General features: G+C 72.7%; 19 protein-coding genes. 2 read left to right on the forward strand and 17 right to left on the reverse strand.

Annotated elements, in window-relative coordinates:
• Positions 1 to 20: 20 nt before the first annotated feature.
• From ACIQWR_RS33155 to fabD, 15 genes are all read right to left on the reverse strand, one after another.
• Positions 21 to 932, reverse strand: a complete 912-nt coding sequence (locus tag ACIQWR_RS33155; RefSeq protein ID WP_404017312.1) for a TauD/TfdA family dioxygenase — start codon at positions 930 to 932, stop codon at positions 21 to 23.
• Positions 929 to 2,539 carry an AMP-binding protein gene (locus ACIQWR_RS33160; protein ID WP_404017314.1) on the reverse strand — a complete coding sequence of 537 codons (1,611 nt, stop codon included), beginning with the start codon at positions 2,537 to 2,539 and terminating at the stop codon, positions 929 to 931. Before ACIQWR_RS33160 ends, ACIQWR_RS33155 begins: the two co-directional genes overlap by 4 nt.
• On the reverse strand, positions 2,529 to 3,185 hold the full coding sequence (locus ACIQWR_RS33165) for a thermostable hemolysin (protein WP_404017317.1): 657 nt from the start codon (positions 3,183 to 3,185) through the stop codon (positions 2,529 to 2,531). The genes ACIQWR_RS33160 and ACIQWR_RS33165 overlap by 11 nt, the downstream gene beginning before the upstream one ends.
• A gap of 27 nt (positions 3,186 to 3,212) precedes the next feature.
• Positions 3,213 to 4,430, reverse strand: coding sequence for a phytoene desaturase family protein (locus ACIQWR_RS33170; protein ID WP_404017319.1), 1,218 nt, complete (start codon positions 4,428 to 4,430; stop codon positions 3,213 to 3,215).
• 102 nt (positions 4,431 to 4,532) lie between these two features.
• The gene (locus ACIQWR_RS33175) at positions 4,533 to 5,525 is read right to left on the reverse strand and encodes an aldo/keto reductase (RefSeq protein WP_404017322.1); all 993 of its coding nucleotides are present in this window, start codon (positions 5,523 to 5,525) and stop codon (positions 4,533 to 4,535) included.
• Positions 5,526 to 5,646: 121 nt separating this feature from the next.
• Positions 5,647 to 6,540: an ester cyclase gene (locus ACIQWR_RS33180; RefSeq protein WP_404017324.1), complete on the reverse strand. Its 894-nt coding sequence runs from the start codon at positions 6,538 to 6,540 to the stop codon at positions 5,647 to 5,649.
• A gap of 61 nt (positions 6,541 to 6,601) precedes the next feature.
• On the reverse strand, positions 6,602 to 7,753 hold the full coding sequence (locus ACIQWR_RS33185; RefSeq protein WP_404017327.1) for a 3-oxoacyl-ACP synthase III family protein: 1,152 nt from the start codon (positions 7,751 to 7,753) through the stop codon (positions 6,602 to 6,604).
• A gap of 2 nt (positions 7,754 to 7,755) precedes the next feature.
• The gene (locus ACIQWR_RS33190; protein ID WP_404017330.1) at positions 7,756 to 10,119 is read right to left on the reverse strand and encodes a beta-ketoacyl synthase N-terminal-like domain-containing protein; all 2,364 of its coding nucleotides are present in this window, start codon (positions 10,117 to 10,119) and stop codon (positions 7,756 to 7,758) included.
• Between the two features lie 26 nt (positions 10,120 to 10,145).
• Positions 10,146 to 11,435: a beta-ketoacyl-[acyl-carrier-protein] synthase family protein gene (locus ACIQWR_RS33195; RefSeq protein ID WP_404017333.1), complete on the reverse strand. Its 1,290-nt coding sequence runs from the start codon at positions 11,433 to 11,435 to the stop codon at positions 10,146 to 10,148.
• Positions 11,432 to 11,845: a 3-hydroxyacyl-ACP dehydratase FabZ family protein gene (locus ACIQWR_RS33200; protein ID WP_404017335.1), complete on the reverse strand. Its 414-nt coding sequence runs from the start codon at positions 11,843 to 11,845 to the stop codon at positions 11,432 to 11,434. The genes ACIQWR_RS33195 and ACIQWR_RS33200 overlap by 4 nt, the downstream gene beginning before the upstream one ends.
• Positions 11,842 to 13,137, reverse strand: a complete 1,296-nt coding sequence (locus ACIQWR_RS33205; protein ID WP_404017337.1) for a beta-ketoacyl-[acyl-carrier-protein] synthase family protein — start codon at positions 13,135 to 13,137, stop codon at positions 11,842 to 11,844. The genes ACIQWR_RS33200 and ACIQWR_RS33205 overlap by 4 nt, the downstream gene beginning before the upstream one ends.
• Entirely contained in the window at positions 13,134 to 13,586 is a 453-nt protein-coding gene (locus ACIQWR_RS33210) for a 3-hydroxylacyl-ACP dehydratase (protein WP_399268945.1), read from the reverse strand. Before ACIQWR_RS33210 ends, ACIQWR_RS33205 begins: the two co-directional genes overlap by 4 nt.
• Positions 13,587 to 13,626: 40 nt before the next feature.
• Entirely contained in the window at positions 13,627 to 14,394 is a 768-nt protein-coding gene (locus ACIQWR_RS33215) for an SDR family NAD(P)-dependent oxidoreductase (RefSeq protein ID WP_385776257.1), read from the reverse strand.
• A gap of 318 nt (positions 14,395 to 14,712) precedes the next feature.
• Positions 14,713 to 15,135 carry an acyl carrier protein gene (locus ACIQWR_RS33220; protein ID WP_404017341.1) on the reverse strand — a complete coding sequence of 141 codons (423 nt, stop codon included), beginning with the start codon at positions 15,133 to 15,135 and terminating at the stop codon, positions 14,713 to 14,715.
• A 64-nt stretch (positions 15,136 to 15,199) separates the two neighbouring features.
• The gene (gene fabD, locus ACIQWR_RS33225; protein ID WP_404017344.1) at positions 15,200 to 16,171 is read right to left on the reverse strand and encodes an ACP S-malonyltransferase; all 972 of its coding nucleotides are present in this window, start codon (positions 16,169 to 16,171) and stop codon (positions 15,200 to 15,202) included.
• Between the two features lie 170 nt (positions 16,172 to 16,341).
• Here fabD and ACIQWR_RS33230 point away from each other — a divergent pair, with 170 nt between their 5' ends.
• Positions 16,342 to 16,926: a TetR/AcrR family transcriptional regulator gene (locus tag ACIQWR_RS33230; protein WP_404017347.1), complete on the forward strand. Its 585-nt coding sequence runs from the start codon at positions 16,342 to 16,344 to the stop codon at positions 16,924 to 16,926.
• A gap of 79 nt (positions 16,927 to 17,005) precedes the next feature.
• On the opposite strand, the gene ACIQWR_RS33235 is transcribed toward ACIQWR_RS33230, so the two are convergent.
• Positions 17,006 to 18,253: an FAD-dependent monooxygenase gene (locus ACIQWR_RS33235; RefSeq protein ID WP_404017349.1), complete on the reverse strand. Its 1,248-nt coding sequence runs from the start codon at positions 18,251 to 18,253 to the stop codon at positions 17,006 to 17,008.
• 149 nt (positions 18,254 to 18,402) lie between these two features.
• On the opposite strand from ACIQWR_RS33235, the gene ACIQWR_RS33240 reads away from it, so the two are divergent.
• On the forward strand, positions 18,403 to 18,876 hold the full coding sequence (locus ACIQWR_RS33240) for a DUF1772 domain-containing protein (RefSeq protein ID WP_404017351.1): 474 nt from the start codon (positions 18,403 to 18,405) through the stop codon (positions 18,874 to 18,876).
• A 78-nt stretch (positions 18,877 to 18,954) separates the two neighbouring features.
• Here the strand turns inward: ACIQWR_RS33240 and ACIQWR_RS33245 are convergent, their stop codons facing one another.
• Positions 18,955 to 19,083: a hypothetical protein gene (locus tag ACIQWR_RS33245; RefSeq protein ID WP_404017354.1), complete on the reverse strand. Its 129-nt coding sequence runs from the start codon at positions 19,081 to 19,083 to the stop codon at positions 18,955 to 18,957.
• Positions 19,084 to 19,108: the final 25 nt, after the last annotated feature.

The raw sequence follows: 19,108 nt of genomic DNA on the forward strand, positions 1-19,108 counted from the left end.
CCGGGAGCGGCGCAGTCCGGTCAGGCGGCAGTGGCCTCGATGTAGCTCAGGGCGTTGTAGATGGTCCGGTTCGGGTCGGTGATGGCGCGGCGGCCGTGCATGACCCGGGTGTTGTCGATGACGGCGGCGTCGCCGTCCCGCCATTCGAGGTTTTCGGTGATCCGTGCGGTCACCGTCTCGACTTCGGCCAGGAGCCGCTCGGACAGCTCGGTCCCGTCGGCGAAGGTGATCGTCGGCTTCTCGTAGTTGAAGGAGGGGCCGAGGATGCTGTTCGCGAAGGACCGCCGCTCGCCGAAGATCGTGGTCCCGGCGGCGGGAGTGCGGAAAGCGTAGCGGATGCCGCCGTCCGCCTCGGCCTGGATTTCGGTGCCGGGCAACTGGCGTGCCAGCGCCAGGAGTTCCTCCACCTCGATGTCCTCGGCGGGCTTGGTCCTGCCGAGGAGGTGGTGGGCCATGGCGCGCCACTGCTGCTCGCCGACGTAGCGGCTGTAGACGATGTCCTGGGCGGCGAAGGCCTCGCGGGCCCCGTCGCTGAGGGCGTCCCAGACGCGGTAGCCGTCGCAGACGGTGGTCTGGGATCCGGAGGAGGCGGCCTTCTCGCAGAAGAACCAGGCGACGTGGGCGCGGAAGGGGCTGTTGCCGTTCTCGGTGTGCAGGCCGACCTCGGCGAAGCCGGCGTCGACCTTCTGTGCGACCTCGGAGTAGAAGTCGCGGGCCGGGTCGAGGGTGGTGGAGGTGGAGGTGGACTGCACCAGGGCGGTGAAGGAGTCCATGTCGGAGGGGGTGAATCCGCGCAGGAGCAGGAATCCCGCTTCGGCGAGCAGGTCGCGCAGGATCTTGGGGTCGACGTCCGCGAGGCTGCCGCCCTCGACGGGTTCCACCAGCAGGCCGCTGCCGGTGCCGTAGGGGGTGGTCTTCACTGCGGTGCTCATGCCTTCTCCTCGGTCGTGGCCTTGTCGTGGCGCAGCACGTGGGTACGGATGACGTCACGGCGCGGGCGCCCGGTGACGGTGAAGCAGGTGGCGTACGCGGGGTCGTCCTCGGCCATGAGGTGGACGACGGCGGCGCGCTCGATGCCGGAGAGGCGTTCCTTGCCGAAGGCGTCGATGCGCTCGCGGGCGGTGTCCTGGTCGAGGCCGGCCTCGATGACGAAGAGGCCGTGCACCTGGTCGAGTCCGTCGGCGACGATGGCGGCCTCGCGGATGAAGCCGAGTTCGCGGTAGCGCGCTTCCACCCATTCGGGGGACACGTTGCGGCCGCTGGAGGTGATCACCATGCTCTTCTTGCGGCCGGTGATGCGCAGGTAGCCGTCCTCGTCGATCGCGGCGAGGTCCCCGGTGTGCAGCCAGCCCCGCGCGTCGACGACCACGCTGGAGGGGTCCTCGCGGGAGTAGCCGGCGAAGAGGGAGGTGCTGCGGATCAACAGCTCGCCGTCCTCGGCGAGTTCGGCCTCGACGTGGTCGAGCGGGCGGCCCACGGTGCCGAAGCGGACCTGGCCGGGGAAGTTCCAGGAGACGACCGAGGAGTTCTCGCTGAGCCCGTACCCCTCGTGGACGGTGACCCCGTAGGCGTCGAGGCGCTGGAGGATCTCCGCGGGTACGGGCGCGCCGCCACAGGCGATGAAGACGGAGCCCTCGTGGCCGAAGATCCGGCGGCGCCGCTCGGGGACGCTCTCGTCGGGCTGCTGGTCGCTGAGCGCGAGGAAGAGTCCGGCGACGGTCGGCGGGACGACGAGCGCGGTGGGCCGGGCCTGGCGCAGCAGGCTGAGCATCCGGGGCGCGGCGTCGGCGGCGGTGCCGACCAGCGCGGTGCCGGGCGGCAGGAAGGAGACCGAACCGCCGGCCAGGAAGGGCATGTAGAGCCCGGCGACCTGTTCGATGAGCAGGCTCAGCGGCACGATCGAGAGGTAGCGCTCGAAGACGGCGGGCTCGGTGCGGGCCCGCAGGGAGGTCAGGAGCGCGTCCAGGCCGTGGCGGCGGATCTGGACGCCCTTGGGGGCGGAGGTGGTGCCGGAGGTGTGGATGACCTTGACGATGGCGTCCTCGGCGGGCACCGGCGGGCGGGGGAGGCCCCCGGCCGGGATCTCGGCGAGCAGCGCCTTGATGTCGAGCGCGGTGACCGGGCAGCTCTCGGGAAGCACGCCGGGGCCGCTGTCCGCGGCCCAGCGGGCCAGGGCGCGGGTGCCGCCGTCGTCGACGTAGCAGAGGTCGGCGGTGTCGAGGAGGGAGGCGGCCTGTTCGGCGGCGAAGGCGGTGGGCACCGGTACTTCGACGGCGGAGGCGAAGAGGGCGGCGAGGTCGGCGACGACCCACTCGGGGGAGTTCTCGGCGAGCAGCCCGACGCGGGCGGGGCGGCCGTGGGCGGCGGCCCAGCCCTCCAGGTGGCCGGCGAGGACCAGGGCCGCGCCGATGATCTCGCGGTAGCTCCAGCTGGCGCCCGTACCGCCGTCGCCGGACAGGACGCGGACCATGACGGCTTCGCTGTCGGCCCGGTCCAGCAGTCCTTGGGCGAGGGAGACGCTCTGGTGGTCATGCGGCACGGGACAGCACCTTCGCCTGCGGGCGGTTGCTGCTGAGCAGCCGCATGTCGACGGATTCGAAGCAGTAGCGGCCGATGGCGGCGAGCAGCAGGGTGCTCTGGTCGACCGCCTTGGCGTAGCCGACCATGGGCCGGGTGTCGTAGTACGAGCCCCAGGAGGCGAGCTCTTCCGGCTCCAGCCGGTCGGGCGAGGCGTCCGCGAGGGGGTGGAAGATGCACCCGAGGCGCTGCATGAGCTCGGCGAGCCGTCCGGTCATCGTCATCACCGCGTACGGGCGCCCCAGGCAGGCCATGACCAGCGGGATCGCCTTGATGATCTCGCCGCCGGCGGAGGCGCGGACGGAGGCGATGTTGCCGATCTGCAGGACCTGGCGGCGGCCGACCGGGTCGCCGACCTCGGACGCGATGACCTCTTCGATCGGGGCGTCGAGGTAGCGCTCCAGCAGGATCGGCTCGTCTTCGGGGAAGGAGAGGCCCGCGCAGGCGAGGACCTGCTCCTGCCCGTTCTCGTCCTCCTCGAAGAAGGCGAGGAAGCCGTCGGGGTCGGGGTTGATGGTCGCCTGGTACTGCCGGGCGAACACGGCGCGGGCCATCTCCCTGGCGACCAGCCAGTCCGGGGTACCGCGCTCGGACAGCGTGATTCTCATGTGTGGTGCGCCCCCTTACAGGGTCGGTTACAGGGTCGAGTGGGCCGAGAGGACGGACCGGCTCACCGCCTGGACGCCGGGCGAGCGGCGCGTGATTGGCTTGGCCCGGACGGCGAGTTCCGCCGCGTGCAGGGCGCTGTTGATGGAGGTCTCGGCGAGGATGCCGGGGGCCGCGACGGCGTCGCCGATGAGGTAGACGCCGTCGCCGCGGTCGACGGCGGGGCGGTCGCGCCAGCTCAGGCCGGGCAGGTCGAGGGCGCCGGTGCGGCCGCGGGAGACTCCCTCGCGGCGCCACTGGATGCGGTCCTGCCAGCCGGGCGTGGTGAGGTCGAAGAGCTTTTCGAGGCGGGCCAGGGCCTCGGCCTTCGACTCGCCGGGGCGGATGGGCATCTGGCCCTGGAAGAGGGCCTGTCCTTCCGGCGCGAGCGAGGGGTCGTGGTCGGAGTACTGCGAGGTGAAGCCGCCCTCGTCCATGTCGAAGGAGACGTTGCCGTCCTTCTTGGAGTGGGTGACGGCCATGTCGAGCAGGGCGGCGGTGCCGCTGGGCCAGTCGAGGGTGGGGTCGCCCAGCAGGCCGCGGGAGGCGGCGAGCGAGGTGGCGACGATGACCGGGCCGTCGGTGGGCAGTTCGGTGATCCGGGAGTTGGTCTCGATGACGACGCCGTGGGCCTTGGCCCGGCGTTCCATGCGGTCGATGACCGTGCCCCAGCCGCCGATGAAGTAGCGGCTCGGGAGCGGGAAGCGGGGGGTGCCGACGCGCAGCAGCCGCTCCCAGACGAAGGCGGCGGAGAGCCGGCCGGGGTCTCCGTCGAAGAGGATCGGGCCGAGGAAGCCGAGGGCTTCGTTGACGGTCTGCTGCTCGAAGCGCTCGCTGGCCCAGTCCTGGAAGGAGCGGTCGATGGGGACCTCGATGTCCCGGTGCATCCAGGTCATCTTCATGTAGCCGCCGGGCAGGGTCATGCGGAGCTTGCCCTGGTGGCGGAAGCGCATCCGCGTCCACTCGTGGAAGGACAGGCGGACGTAGTTGCCGGCGAGGCCGCGCTGGAGCAGCCAGTTCCAGCAGGGGCCGTTGTCGAAGAAGGTGTGCGGGCCGTCGTTGGTGACGTAGGGCCCGGTGGCGGAGCGGGAGCGGCCGCCCAGGTGGGCGTGCGCCTCGTGGACGGTGACGCGGGCGCCCTGCTCGGCGGCGGATATCGCCGCGGTCAGACCGGCGAGCCCGCCGCCGATGATCGTGATGTTCGCCATGGTTATCGCACTCACTCACCTTGGGGATGCGCGGACTCGCCGCGGTTTCGGCGGGCCGTTCTCAGCCTGGGCGGGCCGCTTCTCGGTCTCGGCGGGCCGCTCTCAGCCGTCGAGCGTGGCCATGGCGCCCGCGGGATAGCGGTCTCCCGCCAGGCTGCCGTGGGGGGCGATCCGGTCGAGGGCCGCGAGGTCGTCCGCGCTGAGTGCGACGGCGGACGCGGCGATGTTCTCTTCCAGGTAGGTGACCCGCTTGGTGCCGGGGATGGCCACGACGTCCTCGCCCTGGGCCAGCACCCAAGCCAGCGCGAGCTGGCCGGTGGTGACGCCCTTGGCGGCGGCGAGGGCTGCCAGTTGCTCGACGACGTGCAGGTTGGCGTCGAGGTTCTCCTTCTGGAAGCGCGGCGCGACCCGGCGGAAGTCGTGCTCGGCCAGGCCGTCGAGGGTGCGGATGGCTCCGGTGAGCAGGCCGCGGCCGAGCGGGCTGTAGCCGACGAAGCCGATGCCGAGTTCGCGGACGGTGTCGAGGACCCCGTTGGCCTCGACGTCGCGGGTGGCGAGCGAGTACTCGGTCTGTACGGCGCTCAGCGGGTGGACGGCGTGGGCGCGGCGGATGGTGGCGGCGGAGGCCTCGGAGATGCCGAGGTAGCCGACCTTTCCGGCGGCGACCAGGTCGGCGAGGGCGCCGAAGCTCTCCTCGACGGGGACGCCGGGGTCGACGCGGTGCAGGTAGTAGAGGTCGAGGCGGTCGGTGCCGAGCCGGCGCAGGCTGCCTTCGACGGTGGAACGGATGTATTCGGGCCGGCCGTTGAGCTTGCCGGTGATCTGCCCGTCGGGGCTGACCTCGTTGCCGACCTTGGAGGAGACGACGACCTCGTCCCGGCGCCCGGCGATGACCCGGGCGACGAACTCCTCGTTGGAGTGCGGCCCGTAGAAGTCCGCGGTGTCGAGGAGGTTGACGCCGAGTTCGAGGGCCCGGTGCGCCGTGCGCAGGGCCTCCTGGTCGTCGGCGGGGCCGTAGGCGAAGGTCATGCCCATGCATCCGAGCCCCTGCTCGGAGACCGCCAGCCCCTGGCTGCCGAGCTTTCGTTGCCGCATCGTCCACGCCTTCCCGGGTAGTTTTCGTCCCTAGAAACTCTAGCAGTGATAACCCAAAGGGCTAGCAATGAAAGAGTCAATACCTAAGCTAGACAGCAGGCCTGACTGAGTGCCAGGTCGTTCAGCCGTTCGCCACCAGTTCGGAGCCGACCGACGACCAGCCGTGCCCCTGCTCGGCGGCCCCGCCCTCGGCCAGCGCCGCGTACGGATCGGCCCCGAAGACCTCGCCCGCCGCGCCGCGCAGCCACACGTCGAAGGCGTTGCCCGACTCCCGCAGCCGCTTCGCGGCCCCGGCCGGATCGCGCGCCTCCAGCTGGAGCACCACCACGGACCGGCCGCCCAGTTCCTGCACGGCGAAGGACTCCTGCAGGATGCCCGCCCGTCGGCGCGAGGCCTCGTACTCGCGCCGGCGCTCGCCGGACAGCTGCGCCTGGACGTCCTGCCAGCGCTCCGCCCGCCCCGCGGGCAGCTCCAGCACCACGGTCGCCGGCTTCACCGTCCGCCGGGCCGCCGCCTTGGCCGCGCCGCGCGCGGCCGGGGCGAGGCGCCGCATGCCGAGCACCTCCAGCATGTTGGACTCCACGCCGATGCCCCAGCGCTCGGCGATCAGCCCGTTCTCCAGCAGCCGCCACACCACCACGCCGGTGAACTCGATGTACTGCCCGGTGGCGGGCATGCCCAGGAACTCGCCCAGGTGCGTGCCGCGCCAGGTGTTGTGGATGACCACGTGGTCCCCGGCGGCGCTCATGTCCTCGATGGTGACGTGCAGGTCGGGGAAGCCCTCGCGCAGACCCGCGATGGTGTAGGTGACCCCCTCCAGCCCTTCCGGGGCGCCCGGCAGCGGCTGGTGGTCGATCATGTCGGGGCTGTAGATCCGGTCGACGATGGAGAAGTCGCCCCGGTTGACGAAGGTGTCGAAGACCGAGCGGATGGTCTTCTTGTTGCGCTCCTCGACGCTCTCTCCGACGCTCACTGCGGTAGCCACCTCGGCGCGCTCCGTCTCTTGTATCGACACGATCCATCCGTCCTTACGTCGTCGCTCTTACGTCGTCTCTTACGTCGTGTCTCTTACGTCGTCACTTGGCGGGGGTCGGGGCGTCCCAGGTCAGGGTGAGCCCCGCGTACAGGTAGCGGCTGGCCTCGATCGCGAGCAGCAGGACGGTGTCCCCGGGCGTGATCCGGCCGTCCGCCCAGCCCGCGTCCAGGGCGAGCGGCACCGCGGCGGAACCGGTGGCGCCGACGTCGGTGAGGTTCTCCACGATGTTCTTGCCGAGCGTCGCCTGGTCCTCGGCGGAGAGACCGGCGGTGCCGTACTCGCTGGCGAAGTACTCGGCGTTGCCCTCGGGCAGCACGCAGTGGTCGATGTCGGCGAGCGCGAGTCCGGAGCGGCGCAGCATGTCGTGGATGCCCTCGACGAAGACCCGCGGCCCGAACTTCGCGGTGCCGGGGATGTCGAGGCTGATGTCCATCAGCCGCTTGCGCCGCTGCTGTTCGTGCAGCGGCGCGTCGGTCCCGCCGCCGGTGATCAGCATGCCGGGCTTGCGCGCCCCGCCCATGGACCGCGTCGCGAAGACCTGGCGGCTGCCCTCGTGGGCGGAGCCCTCCTCACCGGCCTTCAGCACCAGCGCGCCGGCTCCGTCGCCGAAGGTGTAGACGGTGAGCCGGTCGCGCATGCGGACCTTGTACGGGTCCTTGTCGAGGAAGATCGGCGCGAGCAGCGGGGAGACCGCCTCCGAGCCGATGACCAGCGCGGTCCCGTAGGTGCCGTCGGCGAGCAGCCGGCGGGCGATGTCCAGGGCCTGTACGGCGCCCACGCAGCCCGCGCGGACCTCGATGACCGCGCAGTCCTCCAGGCCGAGCTGCTCCTGGACGTAGGTCGCGGCGACCGGCAGCAGGTAGTCGGGGCTGGCCGTGGACATCACGATGAGGTCGACCTCGGCGGCCTCCACGCCGGCCCGCTCCAGGGCCTGGCGGGCGGCCGCGGTGGCCATCGCGGAGGTGGAGGTGCGGTGGGCGCCGGTGGCCGGGTCGATCAGCCAGTGGCGGCGCTCGACCTGGATGCCCTCCAGGACGTCGTCCGGCAGCGGCCCGCAGACCTTGGCCAGGGCGTCGTTGTCGAGGGGGTCACCGGGCAGGTGGGCGCCGGTGGCGAGGATCGACACGTGGCGGGTGGGACCGGCCGAGCCGGTGCCCGAGGCGGTGCCGACGGGTGCGGTGCTGGCTGACATGGTCAGTTCTCCGTTGCGGGACGCAGGACGAGGCTGATGTGGGTGCCGCCGAGGGAGGAGCTGTTGATGAGCACCGGCCCGCTGTCCAGGCCGTTGTCCCAGCCGGTGACGGCGAGCAGCGCGGCCAGTTGCGCGCCCGCGCCGACCGGCTCGCCCAGGATCCGCTTGGGGCTGTGCACGGGCGGCCCGTCGACCGCGGCGACGCGGCCGGTGGCCAGGGCCTCGGGGGCGTCGGCCCGTTCCAGGCCGGCCGCGTTGGCCCAGATCCCGGCCAGCTCGGCCGGCTCCACGCCGGCGTGGGCCAGTGCCTCGCGCATGGCCCGCTCCACGCCCTCGCCCCCGTCGTCCCAGCGGCCGATGCCCTGGGCGTCGGAGGCGGTGCCGTGTCCGGCGAACTCGGCCAGCACCTTCGCGCCCCGGGCCCGGGCCGTGGACTCCCGCTCCAGCACCAGCGCGATGCCCGCCTCGGCCAGGGTGTACCCGGATCCGGCGAAGAGCGGCAGCTTGCGGTAGGCGTCCAGGACGCCCGGCGAGAGGTCCTCGACCGCGGGGCACAGCACCGCGTCGGCGCGGTGCTGGAGCAGCAGGTCGTGGGCCACGGTCAGGGCGGAGGCCCCGGCCGCGTGCCCGGTGGTCACGGTGGAGGTGGGGCCCTTGGCACCGACGTTCATGGCGACCTGGCCCGCGGCCGCGTTGAAGACCGTATTGGGGAAGACGGCCGGGCTGCCGTGCGAGGGGCAGCCGCCCAGCACCGGGAGCAGGAACTCCTCGATGCTGCGCATCGGGCCGAGGCCCGTGCCCAGGACCACGCCGACGCGCTCGTCGGCGGTCAGGCCCGCGTGCTCCAGGGCGCCCTTGCAGGAGGCCACGGCGAGCTGGCCGAGCCGGTCCATCCGGCGGGCCACGCGGGGTTCGATGTGCGCGTGCGGGTCGAACGCGGCGCGGGCGACGCTCAGTCCGTCCTCGTCGACGCCGAGCGGGCGGCCCTCGCTCCAGGCCCGCCACAGCGCCTCGGCGCCGTCACCGGCCGAGGTGATCGCCGCGAAGCCGGTGATCACGATCTTCTCGACGGCGGGCGGGGCCGGGACGGTGAAGCGGTGCCCGGAGGGCCAACCGAAGGCGACGCAGGCGTTGGCCCCGGCGAAGGCGAAGTTGTTGGACAGCGCGGCGCTCATGGCCAGCGAGCGCCCGGGGTCGGGCACCGCGTCCAGGCCGCACTTGGGGTCGACGCCGGTGAAGTTGGCGGTGGGCGGGGCGATCTGTTCGACCAGCGCCTTGACGGTGACGATCGCCTCGACCGCCCCCGCGGCGCCGAGGAGGTGGCCGATCATCGACTTGGAGCTGCTGAGCGCGGTCTTCTCGGCGGCCTCGCCGAAGGCGGCGCGGACCGCGTTGGACTCGGCGGAGTCGTTCTTGGGGGTGCCGGTGCCGTGCCCGTTGACGTAGGCGACGTCCTCGGGGGCGATGCCCGCGGAGGTCAGCGCGCCGCGGATCGCGCGCGCGGCGCCCTCGCCCTTGGGGTGCGGGGCGGTGGCGTGGTAGCCGTCGGCGGAGAGCCCGTAGCCGAGCACCTCGGCCAGGATCGGGGCGCCCGCGGCGCGCGCCACGGACTCCTCGGCGAGTACGAGCATGCCCGCGCCCTCGCCGAGCGAGAGGCCGTCGCGGTCCCGGGAGTAGGGCGCGGCGGGCTTGGTGGACAGGGACTGCAGGCTGGTGAAGCCGGCGAAGGCGGTCTCGGTGAAGGCGTCGGAGCCGCCGACCAGCATGGCGTCCGCGCGACCCGCGCTGATCGCGTCGGTGGCGTGGGCGATGGCGTGCGCGCCGGAGGCGCAGGCCGTGTTCACCGACAGGGAGGGGCCCTTGAGGCCGAAGGCGCTGCTCAGCGCCTCGGCTATGGCCTGCGGCGGGACCAGCAGGAAGTGTCGGCCGTCGTCCTCTGGCGCGGTGCCCTCGTCCGCTCTGCGGGCGAGCAGTTCGGCGCTGCGCAGGCCGCCGTTGCAGGAGCCGAAGGCGACGCCCCAGCGGTCGGCGGGCAGCGAGCCCAGGCCCGCCTGCTCCATCGCCTCCTCCGCCGCGAGCAGCGCGAAGTCGGCGGCGGGTTCGCGGACCTGCCCGCCGAAGGCGGCCAGGTAGTTGTAGGCGGGGCGGCGGTCGGTGGAGACCTCGCCGCCGATCTCGGTGTCGTAGCCCACCATGGACATGCCGCGGACCGGGCCGATGGCCGTGTGTCCGGTGCGGATGCCCTCCCACAGCGCCTCGGCGCCGTCGCCCTGTGCGGTCACGGCGCCGACGCCGCAGATCACCACGGTGCGGGTGCGGCCCGGGCCGTCCGGCGGGGTGGTGTGGTCGTACACGTCGTCGGTCATGTCCGCGCTCCTTTCGGGTGTGCCGGTCATGAGACCCGCCTCAGCGCCACCGCCACCGCCTGGCCCTCCAGGCCGCGGGCGAGGGCGAGTGCGCTGTCGGGCCGGGTGTCGCGCGGGGTGAGCGGGACGAAGTCCAGGTCACACTCGGCGGCGGGGTTGTCCAGGTTCAAGGTCGCGGGGATGATCCCGGAGTCCAGGCTCAGCGCGGCCACGGCCGCGTTCAGCGCCCCGGCGCCGCCGACCAGGTGCCCGGTCTGCGGTTTGACGCTGCTGATCTGGGCCGCCTTGGCGGACGTACCGAGCGCGTCGTGCAGGGCGATGGTCTCGCTGGCGTCGCCCTGGACGGTGGCGCAGCCGTGCGCGGCGATGTAGCTGCCGTCGGGGAAGATGCCGCCCGCGTCGGTCAGGGCGCGGCCGATGGCCCGGGACAGGCCGCGTGCCCGGGCCTGCGGGCTGGGCGGTCGTACGCAGTCGTTGCCCGCGCCGAAGCCGGTGACCTCGGCGTAGCAGTGGGCGCCCCGGGCGAGCGCGTGTTCGCGCTCCTCCAGGACGAGCAGGGCGGCGCCCTCGCCGAAGACGGAGCCGGAGCGGTCGCGGTCGAAGGGGCGGAAGGCCGCGTCGCCCAGTTCGGGGCGGGTGGTCAGGACGCCGAGGCCGTCCATCTTGGACATCGCCCACCAGCCGGTGGCGTCGTCGTAGCCGCCCGCGACCACGATGTCGGCCTCGCCGCGGCGCACGGTGCGCATCGCGCGGCCCACCGCCATGGCGCCGGAGTCGGCGGTCCCGGCGAAGTAGGCGTTGGCGCCGCGGATCCCGTACTTCTCGGAGATGTGGAAGCCGGCGGCGGGCTGGAGGCCCTCGACGAAGAAGAGCGGCGCGACGACCGAGGAGGCTTCCTGGCCGAGCTTGTGGAGGTCGGGGGTGCCGTCCTCGGCGCGGATGGCCTGGAGCTGGGCGATGAGTTCGTCCATGCGCGGCATTTCCTTGTTGCTGCCCAGGAAGAGGCCGGCCCGGTGCCCGAGGTCCTTCTCGCCGTCGAGTCCCGCGTCGCGCAGCGCCAAGGTGGCTCCGGCCAGGGCGAGTTGGTCGCCGCGGCAGAGCATCCGCAGGGTGCGGCGGCTGGCCCAGTCGGTGGGCTGGAAGTCGGGGATCTCGGCGCCGATGCCGGTCTTCAGCGGGGCCGGGTCGTAGGCGCGCAGCGGGCCGATCCCGCTGCGGCCCGCCAACAGGGCCTCCCAGGTCTGCGCCGCGCCCTGTCCGATCCCGGTCATCAGGCCGATGCCGGTCACCATGACGCGCCGCCTGTTGTCGCTCATGCTGTGCCCTCCCAGGGCTTCTCGGCGTGCGCGAGGGTGAGGACGCGAGCGGCGGCGACCACCCGGCCCTCGACCTCGGCGGTGGCCCTGACATCGGTGCTGCCTTCGGTGCGGCCGATCACCTCGACGGTGATCCGGACCTGGTCGCCGGGTCCGACGAAGTGCTTGAAGCGCACCCCGCGCACGCCCGCGAGGCGCCAGTCGGCGCCGTCGCCGGCCACCGCCTTGGCGAGGGTGGCCATGGACTCCAGGAGCAGGACGCCCGGCAGGATGGGGTGGCGCGGGAAGTGGTGGTCGAAGGCGGGCAGGGTGGCCGGCACGTTGCGGATGCCCACGCCCCGCTCGCCCGGCACGAGTTCCTCCAGCCGGTCGAAGCCCGGGACGGCGGCGGTGGCGAGCGAGGTGGTCACACGTCCTCCCGCGGGGCGCCGATGACGATGGCGGTGTTGCTGCCGCCGAAGGCGAAGGCGTTGATCAGGGCCGCGTCGACCTTCATCGGGCGCGCGGTGTGCGGTACGTAGTCCAGGTCGAGGCCGCGGTCGGCCTCGTCCAGGTTCACGGTGGGCGAGACCAGGGAGTGCCGCATCGCGTTGATCGCGGCGAGGACGCCCAGGCCCAGGCTGGCCGAGGTCAGGTGGCCCGACATCGACTTGGGGGCGCTGACCACGATCTTGTCCACGTCGGCGCCGAACACCTTCTTGATGGCGACCGTCTCGGACTGGTCGTTGCCGTGGGTGCTGGTGCCGTGCGCGACGACGTAGTCGATGCCGCCGGTGCCCAGGCCCGATTCGGCGAGGGCGCCCTCCATGGCCTGGATGGCGCCGGAGCCGTCCGGCGGGGAGTCGGTGATCCGCCAGGCGTTGAGGCTGGAGCCGTAGCCGAGGACCTCGGCGAGGACGGTGGCGCCGCGCTCGCGGGCGCTGTCCATGTCCTCCAGGATCACGGCCACGGCGCCCTCGCCGATGACGAAGCCCGAGCGGTCTGCGGCGAAGGGCCGCGAGGCGTGCGTCGGGTCGTCGTTGTAGCGGTCGGTGAGCGCGCCCAGCAGGCTGAAGCCGAGCAGGTCCAGCCAGGTGGTCAGCGAGTCGTAGCCGCCGGCCACCATCATCTTGGCGTCGCCCTCCTGGATGGCGCGGTACGCCTCCCCGATGGCGTGCCCGGATCCGGCGCAGGCGGTGGAGATGCCCATCATCGGGCCGGTGCCGCCGACCATCCGGGCCATGGCGGCCAACGGGACGTTCTGGTCGTCGGTCAGGGTGACCGCCGGGGGCTGGCAGATGAAGGCGTCCGCCTGCCCGCTGGTGGCGCGCAGGTGGCCGATGTCGAGGAGGGCCTGGAGTTCGGGGCGGCCGACGCTGGCGCCCATGGCGACCCCGCGCTCGTCGGCGGCGTACACCTCTTCGGAGACCTGGTCGATGCCCGCGTCGCGGACCGCCTCCCAGGCGGCGGCGACGCCGAACTGGCCGACCCGCGAGAGGTGCTTGCGGCCCACGTGCGCCGGAATGGCCTTGGCGGCGTCGAAGTCCTTGACCTCGGCCGCGATGCGCACGGGGAATCCCGTGGCGTCGAAGGTGGTCAGCGCGCCGACGCCGCTGCGCCCGGTGGCCAGTCCCTCCCAGGTGGTCCCGGCGTCGTTGCCGAGGGGGGTGACCGCCCCGATTCCCGTGATGGCCACGCGCCTGATGTCGCTCGTACCGCTCATCCCACCGGACCTCCGCCCTGTAGCTGCCGCGCCATGCGCGCCGTGTTCGCCGGGTCGTCGAGCCGCTCGGCGTCGATGAGCGCGCACAGGATGCCGCTCGCGTCCAGGACGGTCTCGCCGTCCACGGTGACCGTGCCGTCGAGGATCGCGGCCTCGTCGGTCATCGATTCGATCCTGGCCTCCATGCGGAGCACCTCACCGGGCCGTACGGCGCGGCTCGCGGTGGCGTCGCCGACGGCGAGGAGCGCCGCGCGCAGCCGGTGGTCGGTGCTGAGCATGATCAGCCAGGTGGCCGACTGGCACAGGGCTTCCAGGGCGAGCCCGAAGGGCATCGCGGGGCCGCCGCCGGTGTGCTGCCAGTAGTCCTCGTCGACGGAGGTGACCTTGCGAGCGGTGATGTGCTCGCGGGGAGTCCAGGATTCGATCCTGTCGATCAGATGGAATCGCATCGTCGTCTCTTCTTCCGGTCCTTTCGATCCTCGCGGTCCGTTACGGACGGCCGATGCCGAGCTGGGCGGAGAACCCGCCGTCGACGCAGAGCAGTTCGCCGGTGGTGTAGCCGGAGTCGGGGCCCGCCAGGAACACGGCGGCCGCGGCGACCTCCTCGACGGTGGCGAAGCGGCGCAGCGGGATCTGCTTCTTGATGGACCTGCCGCCGTCCTTCTCCATCACCTCGCCCACCAGTTCGGTCGGGGTGAAGCCCGCCAGGACCGCGTTGACGCGGACGCCGAAGCGCGCGAACTCGATCGCCGCGGCGCGGGTGAAGGAGTTCAGCGCGCCCTTGGAGGCGGAGTAGTTGGACTGGCCGATCCAGCCGGTCTCGCCCATGGCGGAGGAGATGTTGACGATGGTGGCGTTGCCCGCCGTCATGAACTGCTCGCTGACGGCGTGGGTGCAGTGGTAGGCACCGCCGAAGTTGACCTTCATGACGTTCCACCAGGCGTCGGGCTTGGACTGGTAGATCAGCCCGTCGTCGCTGATGCCGGCGTTGTTGACCAGGATGTCCAGGGCGCCCAGCTGAGCGATGGCCTCCGCGACCAGGCGGGCCGCGTCCTCGGGGTCGGCGACGTCGGCGCCGATCGCCACGGCCCGGCCGCCCGCCGCCTCGATCTCCTCGACCACCGCGAGGGCGTCCTCCCGGCGCGAGCGGTAGTTCACCGCTACGGCCGCCCCCTGTTCGGCCAGGGCCAGGGCGATGGCCCGGCCGATGCCGCGCGAGGCACCGGTGACCAGGGCGGTGCGGTCCTTCAGCTTCATCTGTCTCTTCCCGTTTCTGCTGCGAGGCGGGCGCCTGGTGGGCTGGGGGGAGGGAGCGGCAGGGTCCTGTCGTCAATGGGGAGCCGGTCAGGCCCGCGGCGTCCGGCGCCGTGCATCGCAAGGCGGAGGGGCGCCCGTGTACTGGACGTACTCGGGCGCCCCGACAACGCCGCGAGGCGCGGTGCCGGGCGTCGCGGGCCAGGCGCCACTTTGACGACAGGGCCCAGGGGCTCCGGGGCACCGTCGTCCCGGAGCCCCCTGCCGGGGACCGTCGTCCGGTCGGGCGGGTCGCTCGGACCCGCCGACCCGGTCGTCGTCTCAGGCGGCCGCGGCGGCGCGGGCGCGCTCGGTCAGCAGGTCGGTCAGGTTCTGGACGGTGAACAGGCCCAGCACGCCCTCGGCCGTCAGCGGCTCGCTGAGCTGGCTGCGGTCGAACTGCGGCAGGACCTTCTCCAGGTGGGTGAGGCCGGTGTCGTTGACGACCTCGTTCTCGTCGCCGAACTCCTCGTCCGGGATGCCGCCCTGGAGCAGGTTGGCGATGTCGGCCACGGTGATCTTCACCTTGGTGGCGCGCTCCACGCGGAAGAGGATGTCGAGCAGGTCGATCGATTCGGCGCCCAGCTGTCCGAGCAGGGTCGCCTCGGGCACGGCCTCGGCCTCGTCGATGCCGAGCGCGTCGGCGATGGCGGCCTGGACCGCGGAGAGGTAGTCGGTCGAAGTGGTGGCAAGGGTTTCGGGCACCGTGGGCTGCCTTTCAGAGGGTGGGCAAGAACAGGACGGGAAGGCGTGCGGGTGGGGCCGGAGGTCAGGCAGCGGCCGCCGTGGTGGCGGGCTCCGGCCTCAGGTCGCGCAGCAGGGTGGTGATGCGGCGCGCGTCGTTGGTGCTGCGGACGGGGGCGTCGGGCGCGACGCGGCCGGCGAAGCCGCTGAGCACCCGGCCGGGACCGGCCTCCAGGTAGCCGCCGACGCCGAGCGCGGCGGCCGCCTCCAGTACGCCGACCCAGCGCACGGGTCCGGCCAGCTGACGGCGCAGCAGGTCACGGGCGTGCGCACCGTCGCGGACGAGGGCGCCGGTCACCGAGCTGATGACGGGCACCCGGGGCGCACGGAAGGCGACCCGCTCCAGCGCGGCGGCGAACTCGTCCTCGATGGCGCTCATCAGCGAGCAGTGGAAGGGCGCGGAGACCTTGAGCTGCACGGCGCGCTCCGCGCCGGCCTCCAGGGCGAGCCGGGCCGCCTCGGCGACCGCCGCGCTCTGCCCCGAGATCACCGTCTGGCCCGCCTCGTTGTAGTTGGCGACCTCGACCACCCCGAGCGGGGCGGCCGCCGCACAGACCTCTTCGATCCGGGCCGGGTCCAGGCCCATCAGCGCGGTCATCGCGCCCGAGACCGTCCGCGAGACCCCGGCCATCAGCTGGCCGCGGATCCGCACCAGCCGCAGCGCGTCGTCCGCGTCCAGCACCCCGGCGGCGATCAGGGCGGTGTACTCGCCCAGGCTGTGCCCGGCCACCGCGCCCGGTACGAAGCCGGTCTCGGCGCGCAGCACCTCGTACACGGCGAGGCTGGTGGCGACGATGGCGGGCTGGGCGATCTCGGTCGGCGCCAGGGCCTCTTCGGGGGCCGTGGTGCACAGCTCGGTCAGGGCGAGCCCCGTCGCCTCCTCCGCCCGGGCCAGGACGCGTCCGGCCGTGCGGGGGTGTTCGCGAAGGAGATGTCCCGCCATGCCCGCGCGCTGCGAGCCCTGTCCGGGAAACATCGTGAATAGGTTGTCGATCATCCCCGTTCCTACCTCACTGACTTGTGGCCGATAGGTCATCGAGCCGTCGGCGACCGGTTTTCGACTCTGCGAATCTGGCACTCCGATCTGGCGCATTCCTCGAATTGACCTCGACTGGCGCCGAAGGCCCGCCATTGACGGGGAATGCGGACCGCCACAAACTGGCCGACATGGTGAGGATGAGCGCACAGGAACGGCGTACGAGCGTCGTCCGGGCGGCGATGCGCGAATTCGCGCGGGGCGGCTACGACGGCACCTCGACCGAGAGCATCGCCCGGCGCGCGGGGGTGTCCCAGCCCTACCTCTTCCGGCTCTTCCCCGGCAAGCGGGCGATCTTCCTGGCGGCGACGAGCCGCTGCCTCGGGGACATCGCGGCGCTGTTCGCCGAGGCGGCGCGCGGGCTGACGGGCGAGGAGGCGCTGCGCGCGATGTCGAACGCCTACACCCGGGTCATCGTCAAGGAACCGGACCGGCTGCGGCTCCAGATGCAGGTGTACGTCGCGGTCGCGGCCGCGGAGGCCGCGGGCGACCCGGCCTTCGGCGAGGCGGTGCGCGCGCAGTGGATGGAGGTGTGGGAGACCGTCGAGGCGCAGCTGGGCGGCGACCCGGGGGCGACGACCGCGTTCATGGCCCACGGGATGCTGGTCAACGTGCTGGTGTGCACGGGCTTCCCGGCGGGCCACCCGCTGTGGTCCCGACTGCCGGTGGAGGGGCCGCCCTTGGCGGGCTCGACGGCCCGCGCGCTGCCCGGGTGACGCGGCGCGGGGCCGCCCACCCGGGCTGGTGCCGTGCGATGACGGACGTGCGGGCGTACGGAGATACGGACGTACGGGCCTACTCGGCGCCGGGTGCGGACGTGGCCGCCGGGGTCCGGTCCGGGGCGGCGGGGGCGCGGTGGCGCCCGGTCTGCCCGGCCCAGCGGGATCCGTAGGCGACCTGGCCCTGTTCGGCCGCGGCGAAGGCCTTCGTGTTCCAGTTCTTGCGCATGAACGCCTCCCGCACCTTGATCAGCAGCGGGTTCTTCACGGAGCCCATCTGCCCGATCCGCCAGGCGATGTTCTGCAGCGGCGCGGTGCGCTGCTGGCGCTCGCTCTCGTAGCGGCGCAGCGCCGAGACCGGGTCGCTGCCGGCTCCGGCGAGGTGCTCGGTGAGCACGAGGGCGTCCTCCAGGGCCTGGCAGGCACCCTGTCCGATGTTGAAGGTGATGGGGTGCGCGGCGTCCCCGAGGAGGGTGACCCGGCCCTGGCCCCACTGGCGTTCGGGCTTGCGGCCCTCGACGTCGCCGCGCAGGATCCACTCCTCGGGAGTGGCCTTGAGGATGTCGGCGACCGGTCCGCCCCAGCCCGCGTGGCGGCGCAGCAGCATGTCCCGCACGCCGGGCAGGTCGCGCCCGCCGGGCTCGCCGTTGGCCACGCTCATCCAGTGGACGAGCCCGGGGGCGACGTCGTAGTAGGTGAAGCGGGTGCCCGGCCCGAACATGGCGTTGAAGGTGCCCGGGGGGATGTCGGCGTGCTCCATCTGGGCCCGGCCGCGCCAGGCGATGTAGCCGCTGTAGCGGTTCTGGGCGGGGCCGAACATGGCGTCCCGGACGGCCCCGTGGATGCCGTCGGCGCCGATCAGCAGGTCACCGCGCTCGGTGGTGCCGTCGGCGAAGCGGACGGTGACCCCCTCGCGGTCCTGGTCGAAGCCGACCACGTGGGCGCCGGTGCGCACCACGTCACCCTGGAGGGCGTCGCGCAGGATGCCGTGCAGGACCGAGCGCTCGACGGCGATGGTGGGCGCGCCGTAGCGGGCGACGAAGTCGCCCACCGGCCAGGCGCCGAGGACCTCTCCGCGCCAGGTGCTGAAGTGGGCGGTCTCCTGGGCGGGGGCGATCTCCAGGACCTCCTCGGCGACGCCGAGGTAGTCCAGCGCGAGGACGCCGTTGGTCCAGATGTGCAGACCGGCCCCGCCGTCGCGCAGTTCCTCGGCCCGCTCCAGGACGAGGGGTTCGAATCCGCGCTGCTGGAGGGCGAGGGCCGCGGCGAGGCCGCCGATCCCTCCGCCGGCGATGAGTATGCGACGGGCATGTCCTATGGCCATCTTGTGTGCTCTCCTCGTGGCTGCCCGGGCCGGTCCGGGACCGGTCGTGAACTCCCTGGCCGACTAGTGGAGTTGTCAACGCTAGCATTCCAAGCATCGAACTTGATAGTCTCAGCAGAACATCTAGCGTCGCTACAAAGGTGGTTGTGATGGAAGTCCTCCTGCAAACGCTGGCCGTGATCGCCACCATGGCCAACGCGGTGGTCTACGGCACCGACGTCTTCGGCGCACTCGTCCAGCGCCCGGCCCTCGCCCACGTCGACGACGCGACCCTCACCAGCGTCATGGGCCAGACCCACCGCTTCGGCGACGCCCGGATGGTCGTCCCCGGCGTCACCGGCCTGGTCTCCACGGTGCTCACCGCCGGCCTGGCCGGCTTCGAGGGCAAGCCCGTAGCGTCCATCGCCGCGGGCGTTTCGGCGCTGGCCCTGGTGATCTGGCTGACGATCTACAACAAGGTCAGCGTGCCGGTGAACAAGGCGCTGACCAGCGCCGCCCTGGAGTGCAAGGTCGCCCCCGACGCCCGCGGCCTCCAGCGCACCTGGGACAGCGTGATCAACGTCCGGGTCCTGCTCCAGGCGGTCGCCCTCGGCGCGATGTGCGTGGTCCTCTCCACCACCTGAGACCCGCGCGGCGGGGGGGCGGGGGGGGGCCCCCCCCCGGGGGGGCCCCCCCCCCCCCCCCCCCCCCCGCGGCCGCTCCTACTGGAGGGCGATGTTGCCGAGGACGTCCGCGTCCGAGTTCTCTTCCACGCCCTCGGTGACCTCGCCGGCGGCGCCCGGCGCCACTTCCGACTCGGAGCCCGTCACATTCTTCTTCTTGCTCGCCACGATGCTGTCTCCTTCAGACGCGGAA

This window comes from Streptomyces sp. NPDC098789 (genome assembly GCF_044759975.1).
In the GTDB taxonomy this organism is placed as follows: domain Bacteria; phylum Actinomycetota; class Actinomycetes; order Streptomycetales; family Streptomycetaceae; genus Streptomyces.